At 54.2% G+C, this 24,544-nt stretch carries 25 protein-coding genes; 3 read left to right on the forward strand and 22 right to left on the reverse strand.

Annotation, left to right across the window (positions count from 1 at the left end):
- Positions 1 to 9: 9 nt before the first annotated feature.
- Complete coding sequence (crcB, locus tag G0034_RS06035) at positions 10 to 393, reverse strand: fluoride efflux transporter CrcB (protein WP_014882986.1); 384 nt, start codon at positions 391 to 393, stop codon at positions 10 to 12.
- Between the two features lie 67 nt (positions 394 to 460).
- On the opposite strand from crcB, the gene G0034_RS06040 reads away from it, so the two are divergent.
- The gene (locus G0034_RS06040) at positions 461 to 1,249 is read left to right on the forward strand and encodes a deaminated glutathione amidase (RefSeq protein WP_050862828.1); all 789 of its coding nucleotides are present in this window, start codon (positions 461 to 463) and stop codon (positions 1,247 to 1,249) included.
- Positions 1,250 to 1,374: 125 nt separating this feature from the next.
- Positions 1,375 to 1,575, forward strand: coding sequence for a twin-arginine translocase subunit TatE (tatE, locus tag G0034_RS06045; RefSeq protein WP_014882988.1), 201 nt, complete (start codon positions 1,375 to 1,377; stop codon positions 1,573 to 1,575).
- A gap of 81 nt (positions 1,576 to 1,656) precedes the next feature.
- On the opposite strand, the gene lipA is transcribed toward tatE, so the two are convergent.
- From lipA to leuS, 14 genes are all read right to left on the reverse strand, one after another.
- The gene (gene lipA, locus G0034_RS06050) at positions 1,657 to 2,622 is read right to left on the reverse strand and encodes a lipoyl synthase (protein WP_008501032.1); all 966 of its coding nucleotides are present in this window, start codon (positions 2,620 to 2,622) and stop codon (positions 1,657 to 1,659) included.
- 207 nt (positions 2,623 to 2,829) lie between these two features.
- Entirely contained in the window at positions 2,830 to 3,783 is a 954-nt protein-coding gene (locus G0034_RS06055) for a YbeF family transcriptional regulator (RefSeq protein WP_014882989.1), read from the reverse strand.
- Between the two features lie 291 nt (positions 3,784 to 4,074).
- Entirely contained in the window at positions 4,075 to 4,716 is a 642-nt protein-coding gene (gene lipB, locus G0034_RS06060) for a lipoyl(octanoyl) transferase LipB (protein ID WP_179120627.1), read from the reverse strand.
- 95 nt (positions 4,717 to 4,811) lie between these two features.
- Positions 4,812 to 5,075: a DUF493 family protein YbeD gene (gene ybeD / locus G0034_RS06065; protein WP_003858718.1), complete on the reverse strand. Its 264-nt coding sequence runs from the start codon at positions 5,073 to 5,075 to the stop codon at positions 4,812 to 4,814.
- A 105-nt stretch (positions 5,076 to 5,180) separates the two neighbouring features.
- Positions 5,181 to 6,392, reverse strand: coding sequence for a D-alanyl-D-alanine carboxypeptidase DacA (gene dacA, locus G0034_RS06070; protein WP_014882991.1), 1,212 nt, complete (start codon positions 6,390 to 6,392; stop codon positions 5,181 to 5,183).
- Positions 6,393 to 6,531: 139 nt separating this feature from the next.
- Complete coding sequence (gene rlpA, locus G0034_RS06075) at positions 6,532 to 7,638, reverse strand: endolytic peptidoglycan transglycosylase RlpA (RefSeq protein ID WP_063861172.1); 1,107 nt, start codon at positions 7,636 to 7,638, stop codon at positions 6,532 to 6,534.
- 16 nt (positions 7,639 to 7,654) lie between these two features.
- Positions 7,655 to 8,767, reverse strand: coding sequence for a peptidoglycan glycosyltransferase MrdB (gene mrdB, locus G0034_RS06080; RefSeq protein ID WP_014882993.1), 1,113 nt, complete (start codon positions 8,765 to 8,767; stop codon positions 7,655 to 7,657).
- 2 nt (positions 8,768 to 8,769) lie between these two features.
- Positions 8,770 to 10,671, reverse strand: a complete 1,902-nt coding sequence (mrdA, locus tag G0034_RS06085; RefSeq protein ID WP_014882994.1) for a peptidoglycan DD-transpeptidase MrdA — start codon at positions 10,669 to 10,671, stop codon at positions 8,770 to 8,772.
- Positions 10,672 to 10,699: 28 nt separating this feature from the next.
- Positions 10,700 to 11,167: a 23S rRNA (pseudouridine(1915)-N(3))-methyltransferase RlmH gene (gene rlmH, locus G0034_RS06090; protein ID WP_003858701.1), complete on the reverse strand. Its 468-nt coding sequence runs from the start codon at positions 11,165 to 11,167 to the stop codon at positions 10,700 to 10,702.
- 3 nt (positions 11,168 to 11,170) lie between these two features.
- Positions 11,171 to 11,488 carry a ribosome silencing factor gene (gene rsfS / locus G0034_RS06095; RefSeq protein ID WP_003858696.1) on the reverse strand — a complete coding sequence of 106 codons (318 nt, stop codon included), beginning with the start codon at positions 11,486 to 11,488 and terminating at the stop codon, positions 11,171 to 11,173.
- A 268-nt stretch (positions 11,489 to 11,756) separates the two neighbouring features.
- Positions 11,757 to 12,422, reverse strand: a complete 666-nt coding sequence (gene nadD, locus G0034_RS06100) for a nicotinate-nucleotide adenylyltransferase (protein WP_041163044.1) — start codon at positions 12,420 to 12,422, stop codon at positions 11,757 to 11,759.
- Entirely contained in the window at positions 12,415 to 13,446 is a 1,032-nt protein-coding gene (holA, locus tag G0034_RS06105; RefSeq protein WP_045268248.1) for a DNA polymerase III subunit delta, read from the reverse strand. Before holA ends, nadD begins: the two co-directional genes overlap by 8 nt.
- On the reverse strand, positions 13,446 to 14,015 hold the full coding sequence (gene lptE, locus G0034_RS06110; protein WP_014882997.1) for an LPS assembly lipoprotein LptE: 570 nt from the start codon (positions 14,013 to 14,015) through the stop codon (positions 13,446 to 13,448). The genes holA and lptE overlap by 1 nt, the downstream gene beginning before the upstream one ends.
- A gap of 14 nt (positions 14,016 to 14,029) precedes the next feature.
- Positions 14,030 to 16,612 carry a leucine--tRNA ligase gene (gene leuS / locus G0034_RS06115; RefSeq protein WP_014882998.1) on the reverse strand — a complete coding sequence of 861 codons (2,583 nt, stop codon included), beginning with the start codon at positions 16,610 to 16,612 and terminating at the stop codon, positions 14,030 to 14,032.
- Positions 16,613 to 16,826: 214 nt separating this feature from the next.
- Here leuS and G0034_RS06120 point away from each other — a divergent pair, with 214 nt between their 5' ends.
- Complete coding sequence (locus tag G0034_RS06120; RefSeq protein WP_014882999.1) at positions 16,827 to 17,309, forward strand: zinc ribbon-containing protein; 483 nt, start codon at positions 16,827 to 16,829, stop codon at positions 17,307 to 17,309.
- A 79-nt stretch (positions 17,310 to 17,388) separates the two neighbouring features.
- On the opposite strand, the gene rihA is transcribed toward G0034_RS06120, so the two are convergent.
- From rihA to corC, 7 genes are all read right to left on the reverse strand, one after another.
- Positions 17,389 to 18,330, reverse strand: a complete 942-nt coding sequence (rihA, locus tag G0034_RS06125) for a pyrimidine-specific ribonucleoside hydrolase RihA (protein ID WP_071922478.1) — start codon at positions 18,328 to 18,330, stop codon at positions 17,389 to 17,391.
- 120 nt (positions 18,331 to 18,450) lie between these two features.
- Positions 18,451 to 19,176, reverse strand: a complete 726-nt coding sequence (locus tag G0034_RS06130) for an amino acid ABC transporter ATP-binding protein (RefSeq protein ID WP_014883001.1) — start codon at positions 19,174 to 19,176, stop codon at positions 18,451 to 18,453.
- A complete protein-coding gene (gene gltK / locus G0034_RS06135) occupies positions 19,176 to 19,850 on the reverse strand; it encodes a glutamate/aspartate ABC transporter permease GltK (RefSeq protein ID WP_032637193.1) in 675 nt (224 codons plus the stop codon). The genes G0034_RS06130 and gltK overlap by 1 nt, the downstream gene beginning before the upstream one ends.
- On the reverse strand, positions 19,850 to 20,590 hold the full coding sequence (gltJ, locus tag G0034_RS06140) for a glutamate/aspartate ABC transporter permease GltJ (RefSeq protein WP_014883003.1): 741 nt from the start codon (positions 20,588 to 20,590) through the stop codon (positions 19,850 to 19,852). Before gltJ ends, gltK begins: the two co-directional genes overlap by 1 nt.
- Positions 20,591 to 20,745: 155 nt before the next feature.
- Positions 20,746 to 21,651, reverse strand: a complete 906-nt coding sequence (locus tag G0034_RS06145; protein WP_014883004.1) for an amino acid ABC transporter substrate-binding protein — start codon at positions 21,649 to 21,651, stop codon at positions 20,746 to 20,748.
- Between the two features lie 401 nt (positions 21,652 to 22,052).
- Positions 22,053 to 23,591, reverse strand: coding sequence for an apolipoprotein N-acyltransferase (gene lnt / locus G0034_RS06150; RefSeq protein WP_045281608.1), 1,539 nt, complete (start codon positions 23,589 to 23,591; stop codon positions 22,053 to 22,055).
- Between the two features lie 5 nt (positions 23,592 to 23,596).
- The gene (gene corC / locus G0034_RS06155; RefSeq protein WP_014883006.1) at positions 23,597 to 24,475 is read right to left on the reverse strand and encodes a CNNM family magnesium/cobalt transport protein CorC; all 879 of its coding nucleotides are present in this window, start codon (positions 24,473 to 24,475) and stop codon (positions 23,597 to 23,599) included.
- Between the last annotated feature and the right edge of the window lie 69 nt (positions 24,476 to 24,544).

Genomic DNA, 24,544 nt, shown 5'->3' on the forward strand with positions numbered 1-24,544 from the left:
CCCCGACGGTTAATGCGTGCTTACTGAGGAAAATAGCCAAAATGCGATCCCTGTCATCGCGAAGGATCCAAGCATGTTGATCGCGATATTCACCAGCGCCCAGCCGATACGGCCTTCCTGAAAGAGAAAAACCGTTTCCGCAGAAAAGGTTGAGAAAGTCGTTAAACCGCCACAGAACCCGGTGGTAATCAGGACCTTCCACATGGGATCGATGTGCGTCATCCGGTTAAACCAGGCCAGCCCCATACCAATGATAAAAGCACCAATCAGGTTGGCAGCCAGTGTCCCCATGGGAATCGCCTGGTGCAGGGGGTTAAACCGCATACTCAGGAACCATCTCGCAACGCTCCCTGTGCCTCCACCAATAAAAACAGCCAAAAGGAGTTGTAACACGCTAAATACCTGCTATTTGATGTGTAAGAGTAGCGAGTTTAACGCTGTTTATGATGAGGGGACAAATATGTATGTGGCGGTAGGGCAGTTTGCAGTCACGCCTGACTGGCAGGTTAATGCACTACAATGCGTGAACCTGATGACACAGGCCCGGCAGAAGGGCGCGTCGCTGTTGGTTCTCCCGGAAGCGCTGCTGGCAAGGGATGATAATGACCCGGATCTGTCCGTGAAGTCCGCGCAGCCGCTTGATGGCGACTTTTTACAGCCGTTGCTCACCGAGAGCGTGGGTAACGCGATGACGACCATCTTAACAGTGCACGTTCCTTCAGTGCCGGGGCGCGCCGTAAATACGCTGGTGGCTATCCGTGATGGCGTGATTATCGCGCGCTATGCCAAGCTTCATCTTTATGATGCGTTCAGCATTCAGGAGTCACGGCGTGTTGACCCTGGTGACCGCGTTGCGCCGTTAATTGATATTGACGGGTTTAAGGTTGGGTTAATGACCTGCTACGACCTGCGTTTTCCTGAGCTGGCATTGCATCTGGCCCTGCAAGGGGCAGACGTGCTGGTATTGCCTGCTGCATGGGTTAAGGGACCGCTGAAAGAGCAGCATTGGGCAACGCTGCTTGCGGCGCGCGCGCTGGACACGACCTGCTATGTCGTTGCTTCCGGGGAGTGTGGCAATAAAAATATCGGGCAGAGCAGGGTAGTTGATCCACTGGGAGTCACGGTTGCCGCAGCAGCGGAAGCGCCGGTGCTGCTGATGACGGAGATATTTTTAGAAAGAATTGCGCTTGCGCGTCAGCAATTACCTGTTCTTCGTAACCGACGCTTTGCGCCACCGCAATTAATGTGATGTTTTTTTCAACAATGCTTGATTCACCTTGTTACAGATTGCTATTGTGTGCACGCGCCAAATGACCGTTAATACAGTCAGGTTTTGGCGCTGAATGCAGCCTGTTTTATGTAAAGAAGGTATCTATGGGTGAGATTAGTATTACCAAACTGCTGGTGGTTGCCGCACTGGTCGTCCTGCTGTTTGGTACCAAGAAGTTACGCACGCTGGGTGGTGACCTGGGGGCTGCCATCAAAGGCTTTAAGAAAGCGATGAACGACGATGATGCCGCCGCGAAGAAAAGCGCTGAGGACATCCCGGCAGAGAAGCTTTCTCACAAAGAGTAATAGCAATGCCTGAGGGCTTGCGAAAAAAAACCGGCTCATCAGGCCGGTTTTTTTGCATTACTGTAAATGGATATTACAGCACTATTTGACTTCTTCGCCTTTTGCCTGCATATCAGCATGGTAAGAAGAGCGAACAAACGGACCGCATGCTGCGTGGGTAAAGCCCATCGCCAGCGCTTCGGCTTTCATCTCATCAAACTCATCCGGGCTAACGTAGCGCTGTACCGGCAGATGGTGACGGCTTGGCTGCAAATACTGGCCCAGCGTCAGCATGGTCACACCGTGGCGGCGCAGATCGCGCATCACTTCGATGATTTCGTCATTAGTTTCACCCAGACCGACCATCAGACCTGACTTGGTAGGGATATGCGGATGGGCTTCTTTAAAGCGCTCCAGCAGCTTCAGAGACCAGTTGTAATCCGCACCCGGTCGTACCTGACGATAAAGACGCGGCACGTTCTCCAGGTTGTGGTTAAACACATCTGGCGGCGTCGCGGTCAGGATATCCAGCGCACGGTCCATACGGCCGCGGAAGTCAGGAACCAGCGTCTCGATTTTAATGTTCGGGCTTTTCTCGCGAATAGCAGTAATGCAGTCAGCGAAGTGCTGAGCTCCACCATCGCGCAGATCGTCACGGTCAACGGATGTGATGACCACATAACGCAGCGCCATGTCAGCGATGGTTTGCGCCAGTTTTTGCGGCTCGTTAGCATCGGGCGCGACCGGGCGGCCATGAGCAACGTCACAGAATGGGCAGCGGCGGGTACAGATGGCACCCAGAATCATAAACGTCGCGGTGCCGTGATTGAAACATTCAGCAAGGTTAGGGCAAGACGCTTCTTCACAGACGGAGTGAAGGCCATTCTTGCGCATCGCCGCTTTGATCCCCTGGATACGCGAAGAGTCAGCCGGAAGTTTGATTTTCATCCATTCCGGTTTTCTTAACAGCGCCTCGCGCTCGGTAGCCACGTTTTTAACCGGGATAAGGGCCATTTTATCGGCATCGCGGTATTTAACACCGCGTTCCATCACAATGGGTTTACTCATAGCGTGCGTGTTCCAGTTGCGAATATCGAAGGAAAGCGTTTCAATTCAAGGGAATGTTGTATTTATCAACTATTTTTGAACGAACGACAGGCAGTATATCATTGAAACGGCCATGAAAGCAGCCTGCCACGTCGCCAATTTGTAAAATAGTTGTTGTTTTGTGCCTTTCGCCCTGCTTGTGGCAGGGGCTTGTGCTGACACTCGCTGTCAGAAGGCCTGACGGATAATGCGGATGACGTTTTCCAGTACCGGATCGCGCAAACTGAGTTTGTTGTAATGCAGTGAAATCTCGATAGATTCCGCATTGAGCTGGCTGAGCGGAATACTCTCCAGCGACCAGCATTTCCGCAGCAGGTGATACAGGCGTGAAGGCATGATGCACAGCATATCGCTGCTGCCAATCAGGGAGGCGGTGGTAAACATATTGTAACTGCTGAAACTGATCTGACGTTCCGGGAAAATTTCATCAATGCGCTGGCGCAGACCATGGTTGGACTGCCCTTCGGTCATGAAAGACGAGTGGTCGTAATTGCGCAGGTTCTCAATGGTTAACGGCTCGCTGAGCGCGGGATGCTGCTGGCGGCAAACCAAAACCAGATTATCGGCATAAAGCACGTTTTGCCCCAGCGCTCTGGCGCTGAAGCTGCCGCTCTCAATAACCAGATCCGTCTGGAACTGGGCAAGCTGAACGTCAGGTTCGTTGAGTGGTACATTGCGCAGCAGAAGCTGGGGAGCATGCTCTTTCACGGCCTGGTAGATGGCGGGCATGACCAGCACGCCCACTGAAGGAGAGCAGCCGATGGTGATCGTTCTTTGTTTGTCATAGCTCCCGGTTAAATCCAGCGCACCCAGAATCGACTCCAGCCCCTGGCTGATGTATTCGTGGAGGTGGGTCGCATAGGCCGTCGGCGTGACGCCCTGGCCTTTACGGATAAATAACGGGTCAGGAAATATAGCGCGTAGCTTTTGAATCGACTGACTTATTGCCGATGGCGTGAGATTAAGAATTTTCGCAGCGTTAACGATACCCTTATGGACATATACTGCCTCAAAAATAGTCAGTAAATTGAGATCAATATTACGTAAAGTCCGAAAAATTTGTGGCTTGTCTTCGCCACCGGGTTCATTCAGTCGTTTGGCTGGTAAATTAGTAGACTCCACGCTTTCACTCCGTATACATTCACAACATGAATGATAGTTGAATTTATTTATTATGCTTGTAGAGATTCGTAAAGTGTTGGTTTTGTTTCACTTGTTTATCAAAAACAAACAGTTGTGTGATTATCACTCACGTTACTTAGCCTGTGTATGCCGTGCTGTCCGGAGGCTAAATAATATGTAACGGCAATATTCGGGCGCTTCGAAAATATAGAATCTGCGGATTATTGTAAAGCGTAAAAGCGGTAAATAAATAGTTGCCCGTCAAATTAACGGGCTCCCCTGTATGATATATTAAGCAGGGATATATTCATGCGGTGGATTGTTAAGTAGCGCTAACACATTCTTCAGAAGAACAGGGCGTATATTATCTGGCGTGGCGGTATCTACCCACTGGCGCATCTGCGTCATTTCCATACCGGCGTAGCCGCAGGGATTTATGCGCTGGAAAGGCGTCAGATCCATATTAATATTCAACGCCAGACCATGGAAGGAACAGCCTTTACGAATACGTAGCCCCAGCGAGCAGATCTTCATTTCGCCAACATAGACGCCTGGTGCATCAGCCCGCGGATGCGCGTCAATACCATATTCCGCCAGCGTGTTGACGACGGTTTGTTCCAGCAACGTCACCAGCTCACGCACGCCAAGCTTTCTGCGCTTCAGATTAAGCAGGACGTACATCACCTGCTGGCCCGGGCCGTGATAAGTTACTTGTCCACCCCGATCGCTCTGGATCACCGGGATATCGCCCGTCATTAATAAATGTTCCGCTTTACCGGCCTGACCCTGGGTAAATACCGGCAGGTGTTCAACCAGCCAAATTTCATCAGGGGTCGTGTCATCGCGTGAATCGGTGAAGTCATGCATAGCCAGGGAGACAGGCTCATAAGGTTGCAGCCCGAGATGACGGACCAGAATTTTATCCTGATACAAAACAGCGTCTCCGAAGACGAGGAACCAATGATGAGGGGGAGTATATCACAGCGGGGGAGAGGGGTTACCCGGTAAGCCGGGTAACCGCAAAGGGACTACAGCACCATACGCACAATTTCGATATTGCCGAGTTCTTCGTAGAGCGTCTCAACCTGTTCGATATGGGTCGCGGTGATAGTAATAGAAACCGAGTGGTAGTTGCCCTTGCTGCTTGGTTTTACTGACGGAGAGTAATCACCGGGCGCATGGCGCTGTACCACTTCAACCACCTGATCAACCAGCTCAGGTTTCGCCAGACCCATTACTTTGTAGGTAAATGGGGTAGGGAATTCAAGCAGTTCGTTAAGTTTGGTTTTCATGTCAGCTCCGGCGTAACGTCAAAAAGAATAACTCCCACGTCAGGTGGGAGTTATCAGGATACTTAGTATATGGGGATCAAAATCACACTTTCAAGTGTTCGATTTTTAGCCAAACCAGTGATGGAACATCAATTTAATGTAATCAATGATTTTGCCGAAGAAATTGCCTTCAGGAATTTCCTGCAGAACAACCAGCGGACGCTGATCGATAGTCTTGCCATCCAGCTGGAAGTTGATGGTACCCACGACCTGATTTTTCTGCAGCGGGGCATGCAGTTCGGTGCTGTTCAGGACGTAGCTGGCCTTCAGATCCTTCATACGACCGCGAGGAATGGTCAGGTACAGATCTTTATCCACGCCGAGGGAAGCACGGTCGTTGTCGCCGAACCACACTGGCTCAGACGCGAACTCTTTGCCTGCTTTCAGCGGATTCACGGTTTCGAAGAAACGGAAGCCCCAGGTCAGCAGTTTCTTGCTTTCGGTTTCACGACCTTTAAAGGTACGACCGCCCATCACGGCAGAGATCAGACGCATCTGGCCTTCAGTGGCAGAGGCCACCAGGTTGTAACCGGCTTTATCGGTATGACCTGTTTTGATACCGTCAACGTTCAGGCTGTTATCCCACAGCAGGCCGTTACGGTTGGTCTGACGAATACCGTTGAAGGTAAACTCTTTCTCTTTATAGATGGAGTATTCGTTCGGTACGTCGCGGATCAGGGCTTGACCAATCAGTGCCATATCACGTGCAGAGCTGTACTGACCGTCTGCATCCAGGCCGTGTACGGTCTGGAAATGGCTGTTTTTCAGACCCAGCGCGGTGACGTAGCTGTTCATCAGGCCGACGAAGGCGTCCTGGCTACCGGCGGCGAAATCAGCCATTGCTACGCAGGCATCGTTACCTGACTGCAGGTTGATACCCCGGATTAACTGGGAAACCGGAACCTGCATACCGGGCTTCAGGAACATCAGAGAAGAACCTTTGAACACAGGGTTCCCGGTTGCCCACGCATCGTTACCAATGGTGACCAGATCCGTTTCTTTGAATTTACCGGCTTTCATGGCCTGGCCGATAACATAGCTGGTCATCATTTTGGTCAGGCTGGCCGGGTCACGGCGGGCATCGGCGTTCTGTTCTGCCAAAACTTTGCCAGAGTTGTAATCGATCAGGATGTAGGATTCCGCGTCGATTTGCGGAACGCCAGGGATCATGGTCTTGATATTCAGGTCATCGGCATGAGCAGCAGAGAGTGCTGCTGCGCAAAGGGCCGTGGTCAGCGCCATGCGCTGCACAAAACGAGCAGAAAAAGTGGTCTTCATGGTCAGAACTACGACATCCGTGATGGAATTAAAAAAAGTGCCTTACTATAGCAAATGCTATTCAGGCAGGCATCCGACTTTAAGCATGAGTTTGTGAATGCGTTTTACACAAACTGACATTTCGGATACCGCCGATTAATTATTTTGCAACAGTGACGAAGGACTGCAGTTGTGCTTCGCTCTGCAAACGCTGTTGCAGAGACGCTGCCTGCGATTTACTGGCAAAAGGCCCCATCTGAATACGCCAGACCGCGCCGTTCTGCTCAACGCGTCCAGGTACGCCAAACTGCTGGCTTAGACGCTGTTGATACTGCTGGGCTCGGGCCTGATCGCTCACTGCCCCCACCTGAACGACAAAGCCGCCGCTGGCTGCTGCTGGCGCAGCGGCTGCCGCGCTTTGCGTGGTCGCTGGCGCTGTTACCGGCGCTGGCTGCGCCACCGGAGCCGCAACCGGGGCTGGCGTCGGCTCACTGCCTTCCAGCACGCCCGTCGCTAAGGTCGTCGGTGCGCCTAAAAAGCCGCTACTTTTTACCGGTGCACCAGTGGAATCATCACTTTGCAGCGTATCATTGCTGATTGGACGTATTTCTCCCGCTGGCTGAGAAGGCTCTGCCGGAGAAGAGACGCTACCCATTCCGCCGTCAAGATTTGGGCGGTCTGGCAGGGCATAGGTCTGCTTCGCCACCGTCGTACAGGCGGTACCCGGCCCGGACATCGAGCCATCCTGCGCCACGATAATCGGGTCAATGCGAACTTTGGTGTTGTTCGACGTGTTCAGGCGATCGGCAGACGCGCGGGACAGAGAAATCACCCGGTCATTACCATATGGACCACGGTCATTAATACGCACGACGATCATGCGACCATTAGCCAGGTTAGTGATACGCGCGTAGCTTGGAATCGGCAGCGTTGGGTGCGCGGCAGTGAGCTGCATGGGGTCAAATGTTTCACCGGATGCCGTGAGGTTACTGCCCGGTTCTGCATCATAAATGGCAGCAAAGCCCGCCTGGCTGAAGCGGGAAGGGTCCTGCACGATTTTGTAGCTTTTGCCGTCGCGCTCGTAATCCTGATTCGCGCTGGCATTCAGCGGTTCATAAACGGGATCGGCCCCACTGATTTCAACGATCGGACCATTACACACCGCAGGCTGCGGCGGCGCGACGGTTGCCTGTTGCTGACCATCATCACTTGTGCAGGCCGCAAGTAAACTTGCCGCGATGCAGATCCCCAGCCACTGCTTACGCATTCCGATCCCCTTATTTTTAAACGCTTTTTGACAACATTTTTCTGTGGGTATGGATCGACATCACGATCCCAAACCCGGCCATCAACACGATCAGTGCCGAGCCTCCGTAACTGACCAGCGGCAGCGGTACGCCTACTACCGGCAGAATACCACTCACCATACCAATATTTACGAAGACATAAACGAATAAAATCAGCATCAATCCGCCTGCCATGACGCGGCCGAAGGTGGTTTGCGCCCGGGCGGCAATCCACAATCCTCGCATGATCAGCAGCACGTAGAGCGCGAGCAAAATCAGGATACCAACCAGCCCCAGCTCTTCAGCCAGTACCGCAAAGATAAAGTCGGTGTGACGTTCCGGTAAAAATTCCAGCTGCGACTGGGTACCGTGCAGCCAGCCTTTACCGCGCAGGCCGCCGGAGCCAATCGCAATCTTGGACTGAATAATATGATAGCCCGCACCGAGCGGGTCAGTTTCCGGGTCGAGAAGCATCATAACGCGCTGGCGCTGGTAATCATGCATCAGGAAGAACCAGAGGATAGGGATAAACGCCGCAATCAGCACCACAGCGATACCAATCAGACGCCAGCTTAAGCCCGACAGGAAAAGGACAAACAGACCGGAGAGCGCGATAAGGATCGAGGTGCCGAGGTCAGGCTGCGCAGCAACCAGCAGCGTCGGCAGGAAGATCAGCACCAGCGCGATCGCGGTGTTTTTCAGCGACGGCGGACAGACATCACGGTTGATAAAGCGCGCCACCATCAGGGGGACGGCAATTTTGGCAATCTCCGAGGGCTGGAAACGAACAACGCCCAGATCCAGCCAGCGCTGCGCCCCTTTTGAGATGGCGCCGAACGCGTCTACTGCCACCAGCAAAATAATACAGAAGATATAGAGATAGGGCGCCCAGCCTTCATAGACGCGCGGTGGGATCTGCGCCATCACCACCATGATGACCAGACCCATCGCGATCTGGCCGATTTTGCGTTCCATCATACCGATGTCCTGACCACTGGCGCTCCAGATAACCAGGGCGCTGTAAACCAGCAGAGCCAGCAGGATCAGCAGCATGGCTGGGTCGATGTGGATTTTATCCCACAACGATTTTTTGTTTGGATTATCCGTCATGATTATTGGTCCTCCGCCGCAGCGGCGGCCGGGTTTTCAGCCGGCAGTTCGGTGTTGTTATCACCCAGCATAATGTGGTCGAGGATTTGGCGCATGATGGTCCCTACCGCCGGGCCAGCGCCGCCGTTTTCCAGAATCATCGCCACCGCCACCTGCGGGTTATCGTAAGGGGCAAATGCCGTCATGAGCTTATGGTCACGCAGACGTTCAGCAATGCGGTGTGCGTTATAGGTTTCGTTGGCTTTCAGGCCAAAGACCTGCGCCGTACCGGATTTTGCAGCCACTTTATACGGCGTTCCGGCGAAATATTTGTGCGCAGTACCGTTCGGACGGTTTGCTACGCCGTACATACCGTCTTTCGCGATTTCCCAGAAGCCGGAATGAATGTCACCTACGGGCGCTTCATGGGGCTGTACCCACGGCACCTTTTTGCCGTCTTCAACGGTGCTTTGCAGCAGATGCGGGACTTTGACCACGCCATCGTTAATGAGGATCATCATCGCTTTGTTCATCTGAATCGGCGTTGCGGTCCAGTAGCCCTGGCCGATACCCACCGGAATGGTATCACCCTGATACCACGGCTTCTTAAAGCGCTTCAGCTTCCACTCGCGCGTCGGCATGTTGCCGGATCGCTCCTCTGAAAGGTCGACGCCGGTGTAGTGCCCGTAGCCGAACTTGCTCATCCATTCTGACAGGCGGTCAATCCCCATGTCATAGGCGACCTGATAGAAGAAGGTATCCGCTGACTCTTCCAGAGATTTGGTCACGTTCAGATGGCCGTGGCCCCATTTTTTCCAGTCGCGATAGCGTTTTTCAGACCCGGGTAGCTGCCACCAGCCCGGGTCAAACAGGCTGGTATTACGGTTGATGACACCCGCACTCAGCGCCGAGACCGCCACATACGGTTTCACCGTAGATGCCGGCGGGTAAACGCCTTGCGTGGCGCGGTTGACCAGCGGCGTATTGGGATCATTCAGCAGGCCGGAATAGTCTTTACTGGAGATGCCGTCAACAAAAAGGTTCGGGTCATAGCTAGGCATGGACACCATAGCCAGAATTCCCCCGGTACGCGGATCGGTGACCACGACGGCGGCGCGACTGCCCGCCAGCAGGGTTTCAATATACTGCTGCAGTTTGAGGTCGAGAGTCAGATAGACGTCATGCCCCGCCTGAGGCGGAACTTCTTTCAGCTGTCGAATGACGCGGCCACGGTTGTTAACCTCAACCTCTTCATAGCCGGTCTGTCCATGCAGGACATCTTCGTAGTAGCGTTCGATCCCGAGCTTGCCGATATCGTGCGTCGCGGCATAGTTCGCCAGCTTGCCGTCTTTATCAAGGCGGTCAACGTCTTTGTCGTTAATCTTGGAAACGTAGCCAATGACGTGCGTCAGCGCGGAGCCGTAAGGATAGTAGCGACGTTTGTAACCCTTCACTTCCACGCCGGGGAAGCGGTACTGGTTCACCGCAAAACGGGCCACCTGAACTTCCGTCAGATTGGTTTTCACCGGAATGGAGGTAAATCGGTGGGAACGGGCGCGCTCTTTTTTGAAGGCTGCGATATCGTCATCGTTGAGATCGACAACGCTTCTTAGCGCCTCCAGCGTGTCCTGAACATTATCGACCTTTTCCGGCATCATCTCGATTTGATAGATGGTGCGGTTTAGCGCCAGAGGGGTGCCGTTACGGTCGTAGATAATGCCGCGGCTGGGCGCGATAGGCACCAGCTTGATGCGGTTTTCGTTTGAACGCGTCTGGTAATCGGTAAAGCGGACGATTTGCAGATTATAAAGGTTGGCGATCAGCACGCCGGTAAGCAGCAAAATCCCCGTAAAGGCGACCAGTGCCCTGCGCACAAACAGCGCGGACTCAGCCGTATAGTCGCGAAAAGAATTCTGTAGTTTCATCCGCTGCTTAATCTACCCTGGTCAGTCATTACTCGCGGTGATAGGGGTGGTTGGTAGTAATGCTCCACGCGCGATACAGACTTTCTGCCACCAGGACCCGAACGAGCGGGTGGGGCAGCGTCAGCGCGGAGAGAGACCAACTTTGTTCTGCTGCCGCTTTGCAGGCAGGGGACAACCCTTCAGGTCCGCCAATCAGCAGACTAACGTCACGGCCATCCTGCTTCCAGCGCTCCAGTTCGTGCGCCAGCTGCGGCGTATCCCAGGGTTTACCCGGAATATCGAGGGTGACGATGCGGTTCTTGCCAGCGGCAGCCAGCATCAGTTCGCCCTCTTTATCGAGAATACGTTTAATATCCGCGTTCTTACCGCGCTTCCCGGCAGGGATCTCCACCAGTTCGAACGGCATGTCTTTTGGAAAACGACGCAGATATTCAGTAAAACCGGTTTGTACCCAGTCCGGCATTTTGGTGCCGACGGCGACCAGCTGCAACTTCACGCATTAACCCCAGAGTTTTTCCAGCTCATACAGGCGACGGCTCTCTTCCTGCATGACATGGACAATCACATCGCCGAGGTCAACCACCACCCAGTCAGCGGTCGCTTCACCTTCAACGCCAAGCGGTAACAGTCCTGCTGCACGCGATTCCTGAACCACATGGTCGGCAATCGAAACAACATGACGCGTAGACGTCCCGGTGCAGATAATCATGCAGTCGGTGATACTGGATTTACCCTTAACGTCGATAGCGATGATGTCCTGACCTTTCAGGTCATCAATTTTGTCGATAACAAAATCCTGGAGTGCTTTACCCTGCAAGTTTTCCCCCTGGGTGAATAAGATGGTGCAACTATGAATTTGTAGCCAGACAGTATACCTGAACTGGCGCCCTTGTCGGGACAAATGTCACCGGCCGGGATTTTGAAGGCGGGTATCATCCCACCCTCCGCCAGAGATTGCATCGCCATTTTTGTAAAACAATTTCTGTAAAGCAATGACTGGCGGGAAAGTCTGGCAGCGGAGGATAACAGTATGGCTTAACCTGTCAAGGCAGGAGAATCAATAAGCCGCTTTTTATGACGCCTGACTAAACATCTGCGCTTTTCTGATACAACCCGTGCGTATGAATATACGCCAGCACCGGGGCAGGCAGCAGATCGTCACACGTTAAACCGTGTTGTAAACGCTCACGAATAAGGGTGGCGGAGATATCGAACCACGGGGTTTCCGCCAGATAAATCTTCCCGGCGGGCTGGTTGTGAAGATCCTCTACGTTATCGGTAAGATGGTCTTCAAGCCACTGCTGATACTGCTCTTCACGCATGGTCAGCGGATAGCCTGGGCGGCGGCAAACGAGCAGGTGGCTGTTCTCCAGAATGGTTTCATACTTGTGCCACGTGGGAAAGTTGAGCAGAGAATCCTGACCAATGATAAACGCCAGCGGCTGGTCAGGCCCTTGCTCAGCTCGCCACTCCTGCAGCGTTTGCGACGTCCACGAGGGGGTGTCGCGACGCAATTCCCGTTCATCAAGCCTGAAAAGCGGTTTATCCGCAATGGCAAGCGTTAGCATCTCTTTTCGCTGCTCGCTGGTTGCCTCAGGCTGAGGGCGGTGCGGCGGAACGTTATTGGGCATAATGGTGACGCGCTGCAGGCCGATCAAATTCGCCAGAATTTCCACCGGCTTAAGATGCCCGTAGTGTACCGGGTCAAAGGTGCCGCCATACAGGGCCTGTAAAGAGTGCATACTATCCATCAATAAATACGTCAGCCAGCGCCTTGTGGCAGAGCAGCAGGGAAAGGCTTTCCAGCTCCGCCCAGACCGACTGGCCGTAATCTTGTTTTAAGGTGAGCTCAGCGCACATCAGAAGCTGGACAGCCTGACGAAGCTGTTCATGGCTCAGGCGGTTGACGGCCTCGGTGGTCATTGCGCGGCGATTTTGCCATACCCGGTGTTTATCAAACAGCGCGCGCAGCGGCGTATGGGCAGACTGTCGCTTGAGCGTAATCAGCAGCAACAGTTCACGCTGCAGCGTACGCAGCAGAATAACGGGCTCGCTGCCTTCCAGGCGCAGCTGCTGAAGGATATGCAGGGCGCGTTTACTTTTCGCGGCCAGCAATGCATCCACCCAGTGGAACGGCGTGAAGTGCGCGGCGTCATTAACGGCCTGCTCGACGCGGGGGAGTGTCAGTTTGCCATCCGGCCAGAGCAGGGAGAGTCTGTCCAGCGCCTGTGCCAGCGCCAGGAGGTTACCCTCATAGCAGTAGCAGAGCAGTTGATTTGCCGCATCATCCAGCTGAAGGTTGTTCTGCTTTGCTCTTGCGGCCACCCATTTTGGCAGATGCGCCTGCTCAGGTGTCTGACAGGTAACCAGCACCGCGTGGGTCGCCAGTTGAGTGAACCACGCGGCATTTTCCTGCGCTTTGGTGAGCTTATTGCCGCGGACAATTAACAGCAGATCGCTGTGTAACAGGCTCACCAGAGTGGCAAGCTGCTCATTGATGGCCGCGTTAGGGCCGTTTTCTGGCAGCAGGATCTGAATTGTCTGACGCGACGCGAAAAGGCTCATCGCCTGACAGAGTGAGAAGAGGGCGTCCCAGTCGGTATTGTTATCCACCTGGACGGTATGGTGTTCATCAAAGCCCTGAGCACCTGCAGTATGTCGCACGGCATCCAGGCTTTCCTGCAGCAGTAAGGGATCGTTTCCAAGCAGCAGATACGCCGCGCGCAGCCCTTCATTGAGCTGCGCGCGGAGTTGTTCAGGATACAGCCTGATCATCAGTTACCCATAGAGGTAGAAACCGGGGGCGTACTGGCATCCGGTTTTTCAATAATGTCAGAGCCTTCTTTTGTCGACGCGGCAATACCTGGCAGTTTACGGATCAGCTGTTCCGCTGCCTTGTCGTACATTTCGTTGATGATAATCTGCTGTTCGGCATCTTTCGCCAGCGCCGTTTGCGGGTTATCAAAGAACGAACGGTACACTTTTGTGCTGATCGGATAGATGTCTTTACCCGGGATCAGCACGGCTGCGTTAACAGTCATTACCATCTGATACTCTGCGGTACGGCCATCCTGGAAGATAGACGCTGTATCTTTGCTCAGGGTCGTCCCCAGAACGCGGAGAGACGGTACATCCTGGCGCAGCGTGTCTTTCTCAATGAGTTCAACACCGTTCAGGCGCAGCTGGTTACGAACTGCCCGGCTGAATGGGCCATTCGGATCTGATGAGTCGAAAATCATCGTTTTCATCTCAGCAGGCACTGCCGTGGTATTGCGCAGGTGCCAGCCACAGCCAGCGGTGACAAGCACCGCCAGTGATAAGAGTATTGTTGCCAGTTGTCGCACGTTTCCTCCCGCGCTTAGCCAACGACCAGATTGAGCAGTTTACCGGGTACGTAGATCACTTTACGTACGGTAACGCCCTCAAGATATTTCGCGACCAGAGGTTCCTGGCCTGCACGCTCGCGAACCTGTTCTTCGGTTGCGTCGACCGCCACGGTAATTTTACCGCGCACTTTGCCGTTGACCTGGACTACCACCAGCGTGGTGTTTTCCACCATTGCTGCTTCGTCCGCAACCGGCCACGGCGCGTTGTCGATATCGCCTTCACCTTTCAGTTCCTGCCACAGAGTAAAGCTGACGTGTGGCGTGAACGGGTTCAGCATGCGAACGACGGCCAGCAGCGCTTCACGCATTAAGGCACGATCCTGCTCGCCATCCTGCGGGGCTTTCGCCAGCTTGTTCATCAGTTCCATAATAGCCGCAATTGCGGTATTGAAGGTCTGACGACGACCAATATCATCGGTGACTTTTGCAATTGTTTTATGAACATCACGACGCAGCGCCTGCTGATCTTCCGTCAGGGCAGCAGCGTTCAGCGCCGGAGCATCACCCTGTGCGGTATGTTCGTAAACCAGTTTCCAGACGCGTTTCAGGAAGCGGTTCGCGCCTTCAACACCGGATTCCTGCCACTCCAGCGTCATGTCAGCCGGAGAGGCAAACATCATGAACAGACGCACGGTATCTGCACCGTAACGCTCAACCATCACCTGCGGGTCGATACCGTTGTTTTTCGACTTGGACATCTTGCTCATGCCGGTATAAACCAGCTCATGACCTTCAGCGTCTGTCGCCTTCACGATACGGCCTTTCTCGTCGCGCTCTACGATCGCGTCCACCGGAGACACCCAGTTACGCTCGCCGTTCGCGCCAACGTAGTAGAAGGCATCAGCCAGCACCATGCCCTGACACAGCAGCTGTTTGGCTGGTTCGTCAGAATTCACCATGCCAGCATCGCGCATCAGCTTGTGGAAGAAGCGGAAGTAGAGCAGGTGCATGATGGCGTGTTCGATGCCACCGATGTAGATGTCTACCGGCAGCCAGTAGTTGGCCGCGTCAGAATCCAGCATGCCTTCCTGATACTGCGGACAGGTGTAGCGTGCGTAATACCAGGAAGACTCCATAAAGGTGTCAAAGGTGTCGGTTTCACGCAGCGCAGGCTGGCCGTTAACGGTGGTTTTCGCCCACTCAGGATCGGCTTTGATCGGGCTGGTGATGCCGTCCATGACCACATCTTCCGGCAGGATCACCGGCAGTTGATCTTCTGGCGTCGGCATCACGGTGCCGTCTTCAAGGGTCACCATTGGAATTGGCGCGCCCCAGTAACGCTGACGGGAAACGCCCCAGTCGCGCAGACGGAAGTTGACTTTACGCTCACCTACGCCCAGCGAGGCCAGCTTGTCAGCGATGGCATTGAAGCCCTCTTCGAAGCTCAGTCCGCTAAATTCGCCGGAGTTGAACAGGGTGCCTTTTTCGGTCAATGCCTGCTCAGACAGGTCGGGTTCAGAACCGTCTGCGGCCAGGATCACCGGCTTAATAGTCAGGCCATATTTGGTGGCAAACTCGTAGTCGCGCTGATCGTGTCCCGGAACGGCCATCACCGCACCGGTGCCGTATTCCATCAGTACAAAGTTCGCCGCCCAGACAGGAATAGCTTCACCCGTCAGCGGGTGAATCGCTTTAAAGCCGGTATCAACGCCTTTTTTCTCCATCGTCGCCATGTCGGCTTCAGCCACTTTGGTGTTGCGGCATTCGTCGATGAAAGTTGCCAGTTCCGGATTGTTCTCTGCCGCTTTCTGCGCCAGCGGGTGACCTGCGGCCACGGCCAGATAGGTCGCTCCCATGAAGGTGTCCGGACGGGTGGTGTAGACGGTCAGCGTTTGGTCGTAGCTCTCAACGTTGAAGGTAATTTCCACACCTTCAGAACGGCCGATCCAGTTGCGCTGCATGGTCTTAACGGTGTCAGGCCAGTGATCCAGTTTATCCAGATCGTTCAGCAGTTCGTCAGCGTAAGCGGTGATTTTGATAAACCACTGCGGGATCTCTTTACGCTCAACTTTGGTGTCACAGCGCCAGCAGCAGCCGTCGATAACCTGCTCGTTCGCCAGAACGGTCTGGTCATTCGGGCACCAGTTAACTGCAGACGTCTTCTTGTACACCAGGCCTTTTTTGTACAGCTCAGTGAAGAATTTCTGCTCCCAGCGGTAATATTCCGGGGTGCAGGTCGCCAGCTCGCGGCTCCAGTCATAGCCGAAGCCCAGCATTTTGAGCTGGTTTTTCATGTACGCGATGTTGTCGTACGTCCATGGTGCCGGTGCCGTATTGTTTTTTACTGCTGCGCCTTCTGCCGGCAGGCCGAACGCATCCCAGCCGATAGGCTGCAGCACGTTTTTGCCCAGCATACGCTGGTAACGGGCGATCACATCACCAATGGTGTAGTTACGCACGTGGCCCATGTGTAGTCGACCAGAAGGATAGGGAAGCATCGACAGGCAGTAATACTTCTCTTTGCTCTCGTCTTCGGTTACTTCAAAGGTGCGCTTCTCGTCCCAGTGTTGCTGGACTTTTGATTCTATCTCTTCCGGGCGGTATTGCTCTTGCATGGCAGCCAGTGGTCCTGTTTTTAATACAGCTACAAATGTAGCCAATGGATGTGGTAATTCAGATCCGCATAGCATAGCCCAAACGTCCGCGTCAAAACAGCCTTTCGCACAAAAGCACTTTGCAGGAATTTACCGGGTCTGTGCTTCACCTGACAAAGCGGCGGTGAAATAAGGTCTATTATTAGAGTTAGTTACTTACCCGGGAGGCAAAATGATGAACAAGGTTGCTCAATTTTACCGCGAGCTGGTGGCGACACTGACGGAGCGGCTGCGTAACGGCGAGCGTGATATTGATGCGCTGGTCGAACAGGCGCGTGCCCGCGTGACGCAAACGGGTGAGTTAACGCGAACCGAAGTGGAAGAGGTGACGCGTGCGGTACGTCGTGACCTGGAAGAGTTTGCGCGCAGCTATCAGGAGAGCCAGGAAGAGGTCTCGGACAGCGTGTTTATGCGGGTGATCAAAGAGAGCCTGTGGCAGGAGCTGGCGGATATCACCGATAAAACGCAGCTTGAGTGGCGCGAGGTGTTTCAGGATTTGAACCATCACGGTGTGTACCACAGCGGCGAAGTGGTAGGGTTGGGAAATCTGGTGTGTGAGAAATGTCATCACCACATCGCGGTGTATACGCCGGAGGTGCTGCCCTTGTGCCCGAAATGCGGTCACGACCAGTTCCAGCGCCGGCCGTTTGAGCCCTAGGTAAAAGCAAAACGGCAACCCTGTTGCCGTTTTTAGTGTTTGCTCCCTCTCCCCGTGGGAGAGGGTTGGGGTGAGGGCATCAGGCCGCACTATAGTAAGCCAGTCTCTCCGCCAGCAAATCTACAAACGCTTCCCGGTCGATATCCACCATCACCGCAGTATTCGGCTCGTTCCCCGTCAGCGAGTAGTAATCCACCACCGTCATTCCCTGGGTATATTTCCCCTGCGTTTCCACACCAACCCAGCGGTCAACCGTGGTAAACATCTCAGGTTTCAACAGCCAGGCAATCGTGCACGGGTCATGCAGCGGCGCGCCATGGAAGCCCCATTTCTCGGCTTTGTGGTACTCCATAAAGAATTCGAGCAGTTCTGCCACAGTCGTTGCCACCGGATTACCCACAGAGCGGAAGCGTTCAATATCGTCTGCCATAATTTGGGCCCGATGCGTCACATCCAGCCCCGCCATCACAATCGGCAGACCGGACTGGAAAACGATCTCTGCGGCTTCAGGGTCAACATAGATATTGAACTCCGCGGCTGGCGTCCAGTTTCCGAGCCCCATTGCGCCGCCCATGATGACGATCCGGGCGATTTTACCGTGCAGTTCTGGATGGCTGTTAAGCAGCAAGGCCACGTTCGTCTGCGGACCTGTAGCCACCAGCGTCACGGGCTCTGCACTTTCGCGCAGCACCTTCGCCATCAACTCAACGGCGGTGCAGCCTTGTGGCGTGAAGCCCGGTTCCGGCAGTTCAGGGCCGTCCAGTCCACTTTCGCCATGAACGTTATCCGCAATGATCAGCTCGCGCATCAGCGGTTTCACGGCCCCGCCAGCGACAGGAATATCGGTGCGTTTGAGCAGGGTCAGCATGCGCAGCACGTTGCGCAAGGTTTTATCCGGCGTCTGATTTCCGGCGGATGAGGTAACCGCTTTTACGTCCAGTTCAGGGGAGGCAAGAGCGAGGACGAGAGCAATGGCGTCATCATGACCCGGATCGCAATCGAGAATAATAGGCTGTGCCATAGCGTTCTCCATACGTAGCGTTATTTTGTGACAAGGTTAACGCTGCAATGTGACGCCGACGAGAACAAGAGCGCGAAAGCGTGAGGCAGTGCGCAATCCGCAGATTGCGCACTGAGAAGATTAATGCAGGATTTTGGCGAGGAAATCTTTTGCACGTTCGGATTTCGGGTTCGCGAAGAACTCTTCTTTCGGCGAGTCTTCCACGATCTTCCCTTCGTCCATAAAGATGACGCGGTTGGCCACTTTACGGGCGAAGCCCATTTCGTGCGTCACCACCATCATGGTCATCCCTTCGTGCGCCAGCTCGACCATAACGTCGAGCACTTCGTTGATCATCTCTGGATCGAGTGCCGATGTTGGCTCATCAAACAGCATTGCCACCGGATCCATACACAGCGCGCGGGCGATCGCGACACGCTGCTGCTGACCACCCGAAAGCTGCGCCGGGAACTTATCGGCATGTGCAGAAAGCCCAACGCGCTCCAGAAGCTTAAGGCCTTTCTCACGCGATGCTTTTTTATCGCGCTTAAGCACTTTCACCTGCGCCAGCGTCAGGTTCTCGATGATGGAGAGGTGAGGGAACAGCTCAAAGTGCTGGAACACCATACCAACGTGAGAGCGAAGCTGGGCAAGGTTGGTTTTTTTGTCGTTCACTTTGGTGCCGTTAACAACAATTTCGCCCTGCTGCACAGGTTCCAGACCATTAACGGTTTTGATCAGCGTGGACTTACCGGAACCGGACGGGCCGCACACCACCACCACGTCGCCTTTTTTCACTTCCGTGGAGCAGTCGGTCAGCACCTGAAAGTGCCCATACCATTTAGAAACATTTTTCAGGGAAATCATTATACCGTCCTTTTCTTCAGCCAACTGACCAACAGCGACGCGCTTAAACTAATCACAAAATAGACCGCGCCCGCGAAGAGCACCATCTCGACCTGCGTACCATCACGTTCACCGATGGTTGACGCGGTACGGAAGAAGTCTGCCAGACTCAGGACATACACCAGCGAGGTATCCTGGAACAGCACAATGCCCTGGGTCAGCAGGAGCGGAACCATGGCGCGAAACGCCTGCGGCAGAATAATCAGCTGCATGGACTGCCAGTGCGTCATCCCCAGCGCCAGCGCGGCGCTGGATTGCCCGCGGGAGATGCTCTGAATGCCCGCGCGGATAATCTCTGAGTAGTAAGCGGCCTCAAACATTGAGAACGCCACCATCGCCGAGATCAGGCGGATATCGGTTTTCGGCGACAGTCCCAGCACGTTCTGTAAGAAGCCCGGAACAATCAGGTAAAACCACAGCAGCACCATCACCAGCGGGATGGAGCGGAACACGTTAACGTAGGCGGTTGCAAACCAGGCGAGCGGCTTAAAGCTCGACAGGCGCATCACCGCCAGCAGGGTGCCCCAGACGATACCAATGATGATGGCAATAACGGTGATTTTTAAGGTAATCACCAGGCCATCCAGCAGGTAAGGTAAGGAAGGAACGATAGAACTCCAGTCAAATTCGTACATTATTTGCCCCCCAGATTGCCCGGCAGGCGTACTTTGCGTTCAACCAGGTTCATCACCAGCATGATGAAAGCGTTAATCAGAACATACGCGAGCGTGATCGCGGTGAAGGATTCCCACGCGTGAGCGGAGTAATCCAGCAGCTTGCCCGCCTGGGCCGCCATATCGACCAGGCCGATCGTGGAGGCGATGGCCGAGTTTTTCACCAGGTTCATCATCTCCGAGGTCATCGGTGGCACGATAACGCGGTAGGCATTAGGCAGCAGCACGTAGCGGTAGGTTTGCGGCAGGGTCAGACCCATCGCCAGACCCGCATTTTTTTGTCCGCGGGGTAATGACTGAATGGCGGCACGCACCTGCTCACAAACGCGCGCAGCGGTAAACAGCCCCAGACACATCATGGAGGAGACAAAGAACTGCACATTTGGATCCAGCTCCGACTTGAACCACATGCCAATATTTTCCGGCAGCAGTTCCGGGATAACCAGATACCAGGTAAAGAATTGCACGATGAGCGGAACGTTACGGAACAGTTCCACATAGAGAGTGCCCAGTGTTGAAAGAAAACGGTTAGGGACGGTGCGCAGAATACCGAACAGCGAACCGACAAGAAACGCGATAATCCACGCTGTTATCGATAGTGCCACGGTGACCTGGAAGCCGCTCCACAGCCAGCCAAGATAGGTGGTGTTGCCGAACGGGGCTTGTTGCAGGAATATGCCCCAGTTCCAGTCTATTGACATAATAAACTCCAGAAAAAAAAGGGTAGCAGCGCTACCCTCGAAGATTGGTGAGAAGCTCATTTTTCGCGCTGAGTGGGGAACGACCACTCAACGTATAGTCTGTCCATGCTTCCCGACAATCGAGAGGGCAGGAGATCCCGCCCCTGTTGTTCTAATTAGTTAAGAGCCTTGTCATTTGGAGATTTGAACAGCGCTTTCATGTCATCAGACAGTTCAAAGTTCATGTTGAGATTTTTTGGTGGAATCGGGTTCTTGAACCATTTGTCGAACCATTTTTCCGCTTCGCCGGAAGTCTGTACCTGGGCGATAGTGTCATCGATCAGCTTCTTGAACTGCGGATCGTCTTTACGCAGCATGCAGCCGTAAGCTTCTTTTGACTGCGCGGTGCCGACGATATCCCAGTTGTCTGGTTTTTTCGCTTTCGCACGCTCACCCGCCAGCAGGGCATCATCCATCATAAACGCGACGGCACGGCCACTTTCCAGGGTGCGGAAGGAGTCGCCATGGTCTTTCGCGCTGATGATGCGCATATCCATTTTCTTCTCGTCGTTCAGCTTGTGCAGCAGCACTTCTGAGGTGGTACCGGACGTTACGACGACCGCTTTGCCTTTCAGGTCAGCAAAATCTTTGATATCACCGCCTTTCTTCGTCAGCAGACGGGTGCCCACGACGAAGATGGTGTCAGAGAAAGCGGCCTGTTTCTGGCGCTCGAGGTTGTTGGTGGTAGAGCCACACTCAAAATCAAAGGTGCCGTTTTGCAGCAGTGGAATACGGTTCTGTGAAGTGATTGGGATCAGCTTCACCTGCAGGTCAGGTTTGTTCAGCTTTTTCTTCACAGCTTCAACGATGGCGTTGGAGTAATCCTGTGAATAGCCCACGACTTTTTGCGTGTTGTCGTAGTAAGAGAACGGGACGGAAGATTCACGGTGGCCGACCACGATGACGCCGTTTTTGGCAATCTTGTCGAGAGTACTGCCTGCTGCTGGAGCATCTTCAGCGTGAACCACGCCGGCAGACATTCCCATAACCAGCATTGCTGTGGCCAGTTTACGTAATTGCATACCCAACTCCTTTCTTATCAGCGCCAGTGACGCATTGATACCCATTGTGATGTTGTTATATCTCGCGCGATGCGAGTGCAGTGTTATGCAAGCTTGTTAACATTTAGTCTGGCTTAATGTAAAGATTTTGCTGCGTTATTGTTTATTTTTGCGAAGCGCGCCGCACCATTCAGAGGCAAATATCTCCCGTTGCACCGTTTCGGTGCTACCGATGATCTACGCTGGTGCGACAAGGTTGCACGTTAAGCCAAACTGCGTTTGCGTGAATATACAAAGCAACTGGCGTGCCAGATTTGGCACTGGAAGGAATTTGTCGGGTGGCGGCTACGCCTTACGCGACCTACAGGAGTCAAAATGTAGGCCGGGTAAGCGTTAGCGCCACCCGGCAACAGAAGGTAAGATTAGCGACGACGCTGACGCAGGCTCATCAGCACGGCACCGAAACCGAACAGCGCGGTCAGGATCCACAGCGGCCAGTTACCGGTGCGTGCATACGGCGTCAGGCCGGTGGTTGGTGTGACTTTTGTGGTCAACACCTCACGGGTGAACTGCGGGATCATGGCCTGGATTTCACCCTGTGGACCAATCACGGCGGTGATGCCGTTGTTGGTGCTGCGCAGCAATGGGCGCGCCAGCTCCAGAGAACGCATACGCGCCATCTGGAAATGCTGCCACGGGCCGATAGATTTACCGAACCACGCATCGTTGGAGATGGTCAGCAGGTAGTCGGTATCCGGGCGGAAGTTATCGCGAACCTGCTCGCCGAGAATGATTTCGTAGCAGATGGCCGCCGTCAGGGCAAGGCCGTGCGCATGCAGCTGGGGCTGTACGTACGGGCCACGGCTGAAGGAGGACATCGGCAGATCAAAGAACGGAGCCAGCGGGCGCAGAATCGACTCCAGCGGAACAAATTCACCAAACGGCACCAGGTGGTTCTTGTTGTACCGATCCGTGGAGTTGTAGCTGTATTCGCTGTCTTTGCCGAGCGTAATGATGGTGTTGTAGGTGTCATAACGGTTCTGCTGATTCAGACGCGCATCGACAATCCCGGTAATCAGCGTGCTGCCGCGAGCCAGCAGCAAGTCGTTCATCATGTTCAGGAACGGCTGCTGATTGATCTCCAGATCGGGAATGGCGGATTCCGGCCAGATGATCAGCTGCGATTTACCCATCACCTCTTCGGTGGCGTTGGCGTAGATCTTCAGCGTGTTCAGCAGCTCTTTTTCATCCCACTTCATAGATTGCGGGATATTTCCCTGCACCATAGAAACCTGCATGGTGCGCTCGGGCTCAGGCGTGAACCACTGGATATACCGCAGCGGGAAGGGCAGGGCAAACAGCACCAGCGCCACAGCGAACGGTTTCCAGCAGCGCTGGACCAGCGCCAGCACCAGCAGGCCGCTGACCACCATTAGCAGGAAGTTGATTGCCTCAACGCCCATGACCGGGGCCAGGCCTTTCAGCGGGCCATCAATCTGGCTGTAGCCGAACTGCAGCCACGGGAAACCGGTCAGCACCCAACCGCGCAGGAATTCGGTGATTTGCCAGACCACCGGCGCGGCAATGGCGACGCGCAGCCAGGTGGTTTTAGGCCACAGGCGGGAAAGGATCCCTGCGAACAGACCGGTATACAGTGAGAGATATGCCGCGAGCAGGACGACCAGGAAGACGTTAACCGGGCCCGGCATACCGCCAAACTGGGCGATGCTGACGTAGACCCAGTTAATGCCGGAGCCAAAGAGCCCCAGTCCCCAGAAGTAACCGATGGCGGCAGCCTGTACCGGACGCCGGTTCAGGGTCAGACCCTGAAGCCCCATCAGGGAGAGAATAGCCGCAGGCCAGATATCGTAAGGAGAAAAAGCCAGCGTACCGCTGGCTCCGAGTAACAGCGCCAGCAGCAAACGGACGCGCTGGCGTTCAAGTAATGGGGCAAATGCCATTTACATTAATCTTCCAGTTTTGGCACCGGTGAGTCGTCCGGCGTTCTGACATGAACCTGTATAATACGGCGGCTGTCGGCCATTGCCACTTTGAACTGGTAACCGTCGATGTCAACGGTTTCACCGCGCGCCGGAAGGTGGCCAAAGGCCTGCATCACCAGCCCGCCAATGGTATCGACCTCTTCATCACTGAAGTGAGTGCCGAAAGCGTCGTTGAAGTCCTCAATCGAGGCCAGCGCGCGCACGGTCCAGGTGTGGCGGCTGAGCTGACGGAAGTCGATATCTTCCTCTTCGTCATACTCATCTTCGATTTCACCCACGATCAGCTCAAGAATATCCTCGATCGTGACCAGTCCGGAAACGCCGCCAAATTCATCAATAACAATCGCCATGTGGTAACGCTGAGAGCGAAACTCTTTCAGCATCCGGTCCACACGTTTACTTTCCGGCACAACCACGGCCTGGCGTAACACTTTTTCCATGCTGAAGGCTTCGGCATCACTGCGCATAAACGGCAGCAGATCTTTCGCCATCAAAATCCCTTCGATGTGATCTTTATCTTCGCTGATGACCGGGAAACGCGAGTGGGCGGATTCGATGATCACATCGAGGCACTCGTCCAGGGTCTGGTTACGTTTCAGGGTGATCATCTGCGAGCGGGGGATCATGATATCGCGAACACGCTGGTCAGCAATGTCCATCACCCCTTCGAGCATTTCGCGCGTATCTTCGTCGATAAGGTCGTTTTGCCCGGAATCACGAATCAGCTCCAGCAGTTCATCACGGTTCTTGGGTTCGCCGTGGAAAAGCTGGTTCAGAATGAGGGAGAAAAATCCCTTTTTAGTGTTTGTCGTGTCGCTACTGTGTGAATTGTCGTCGCTCATGGCGTTTGTTAAGGGTTCTCTTGTTAGTTCAACATTTACCGCCACGCGAATTCCCTGCGCGGCGGCATA

Source organism: Enterobacter sp. T2, assembly GCF_010692925.1.
In the GTDB taxonomy this organism is placed as follows: Bacteria; Pseudomonadota; Gammaproteobacteria; order Enterobacterales; family Enterobacteriaceae; genus Enterobacter; species Enterobacter kobei.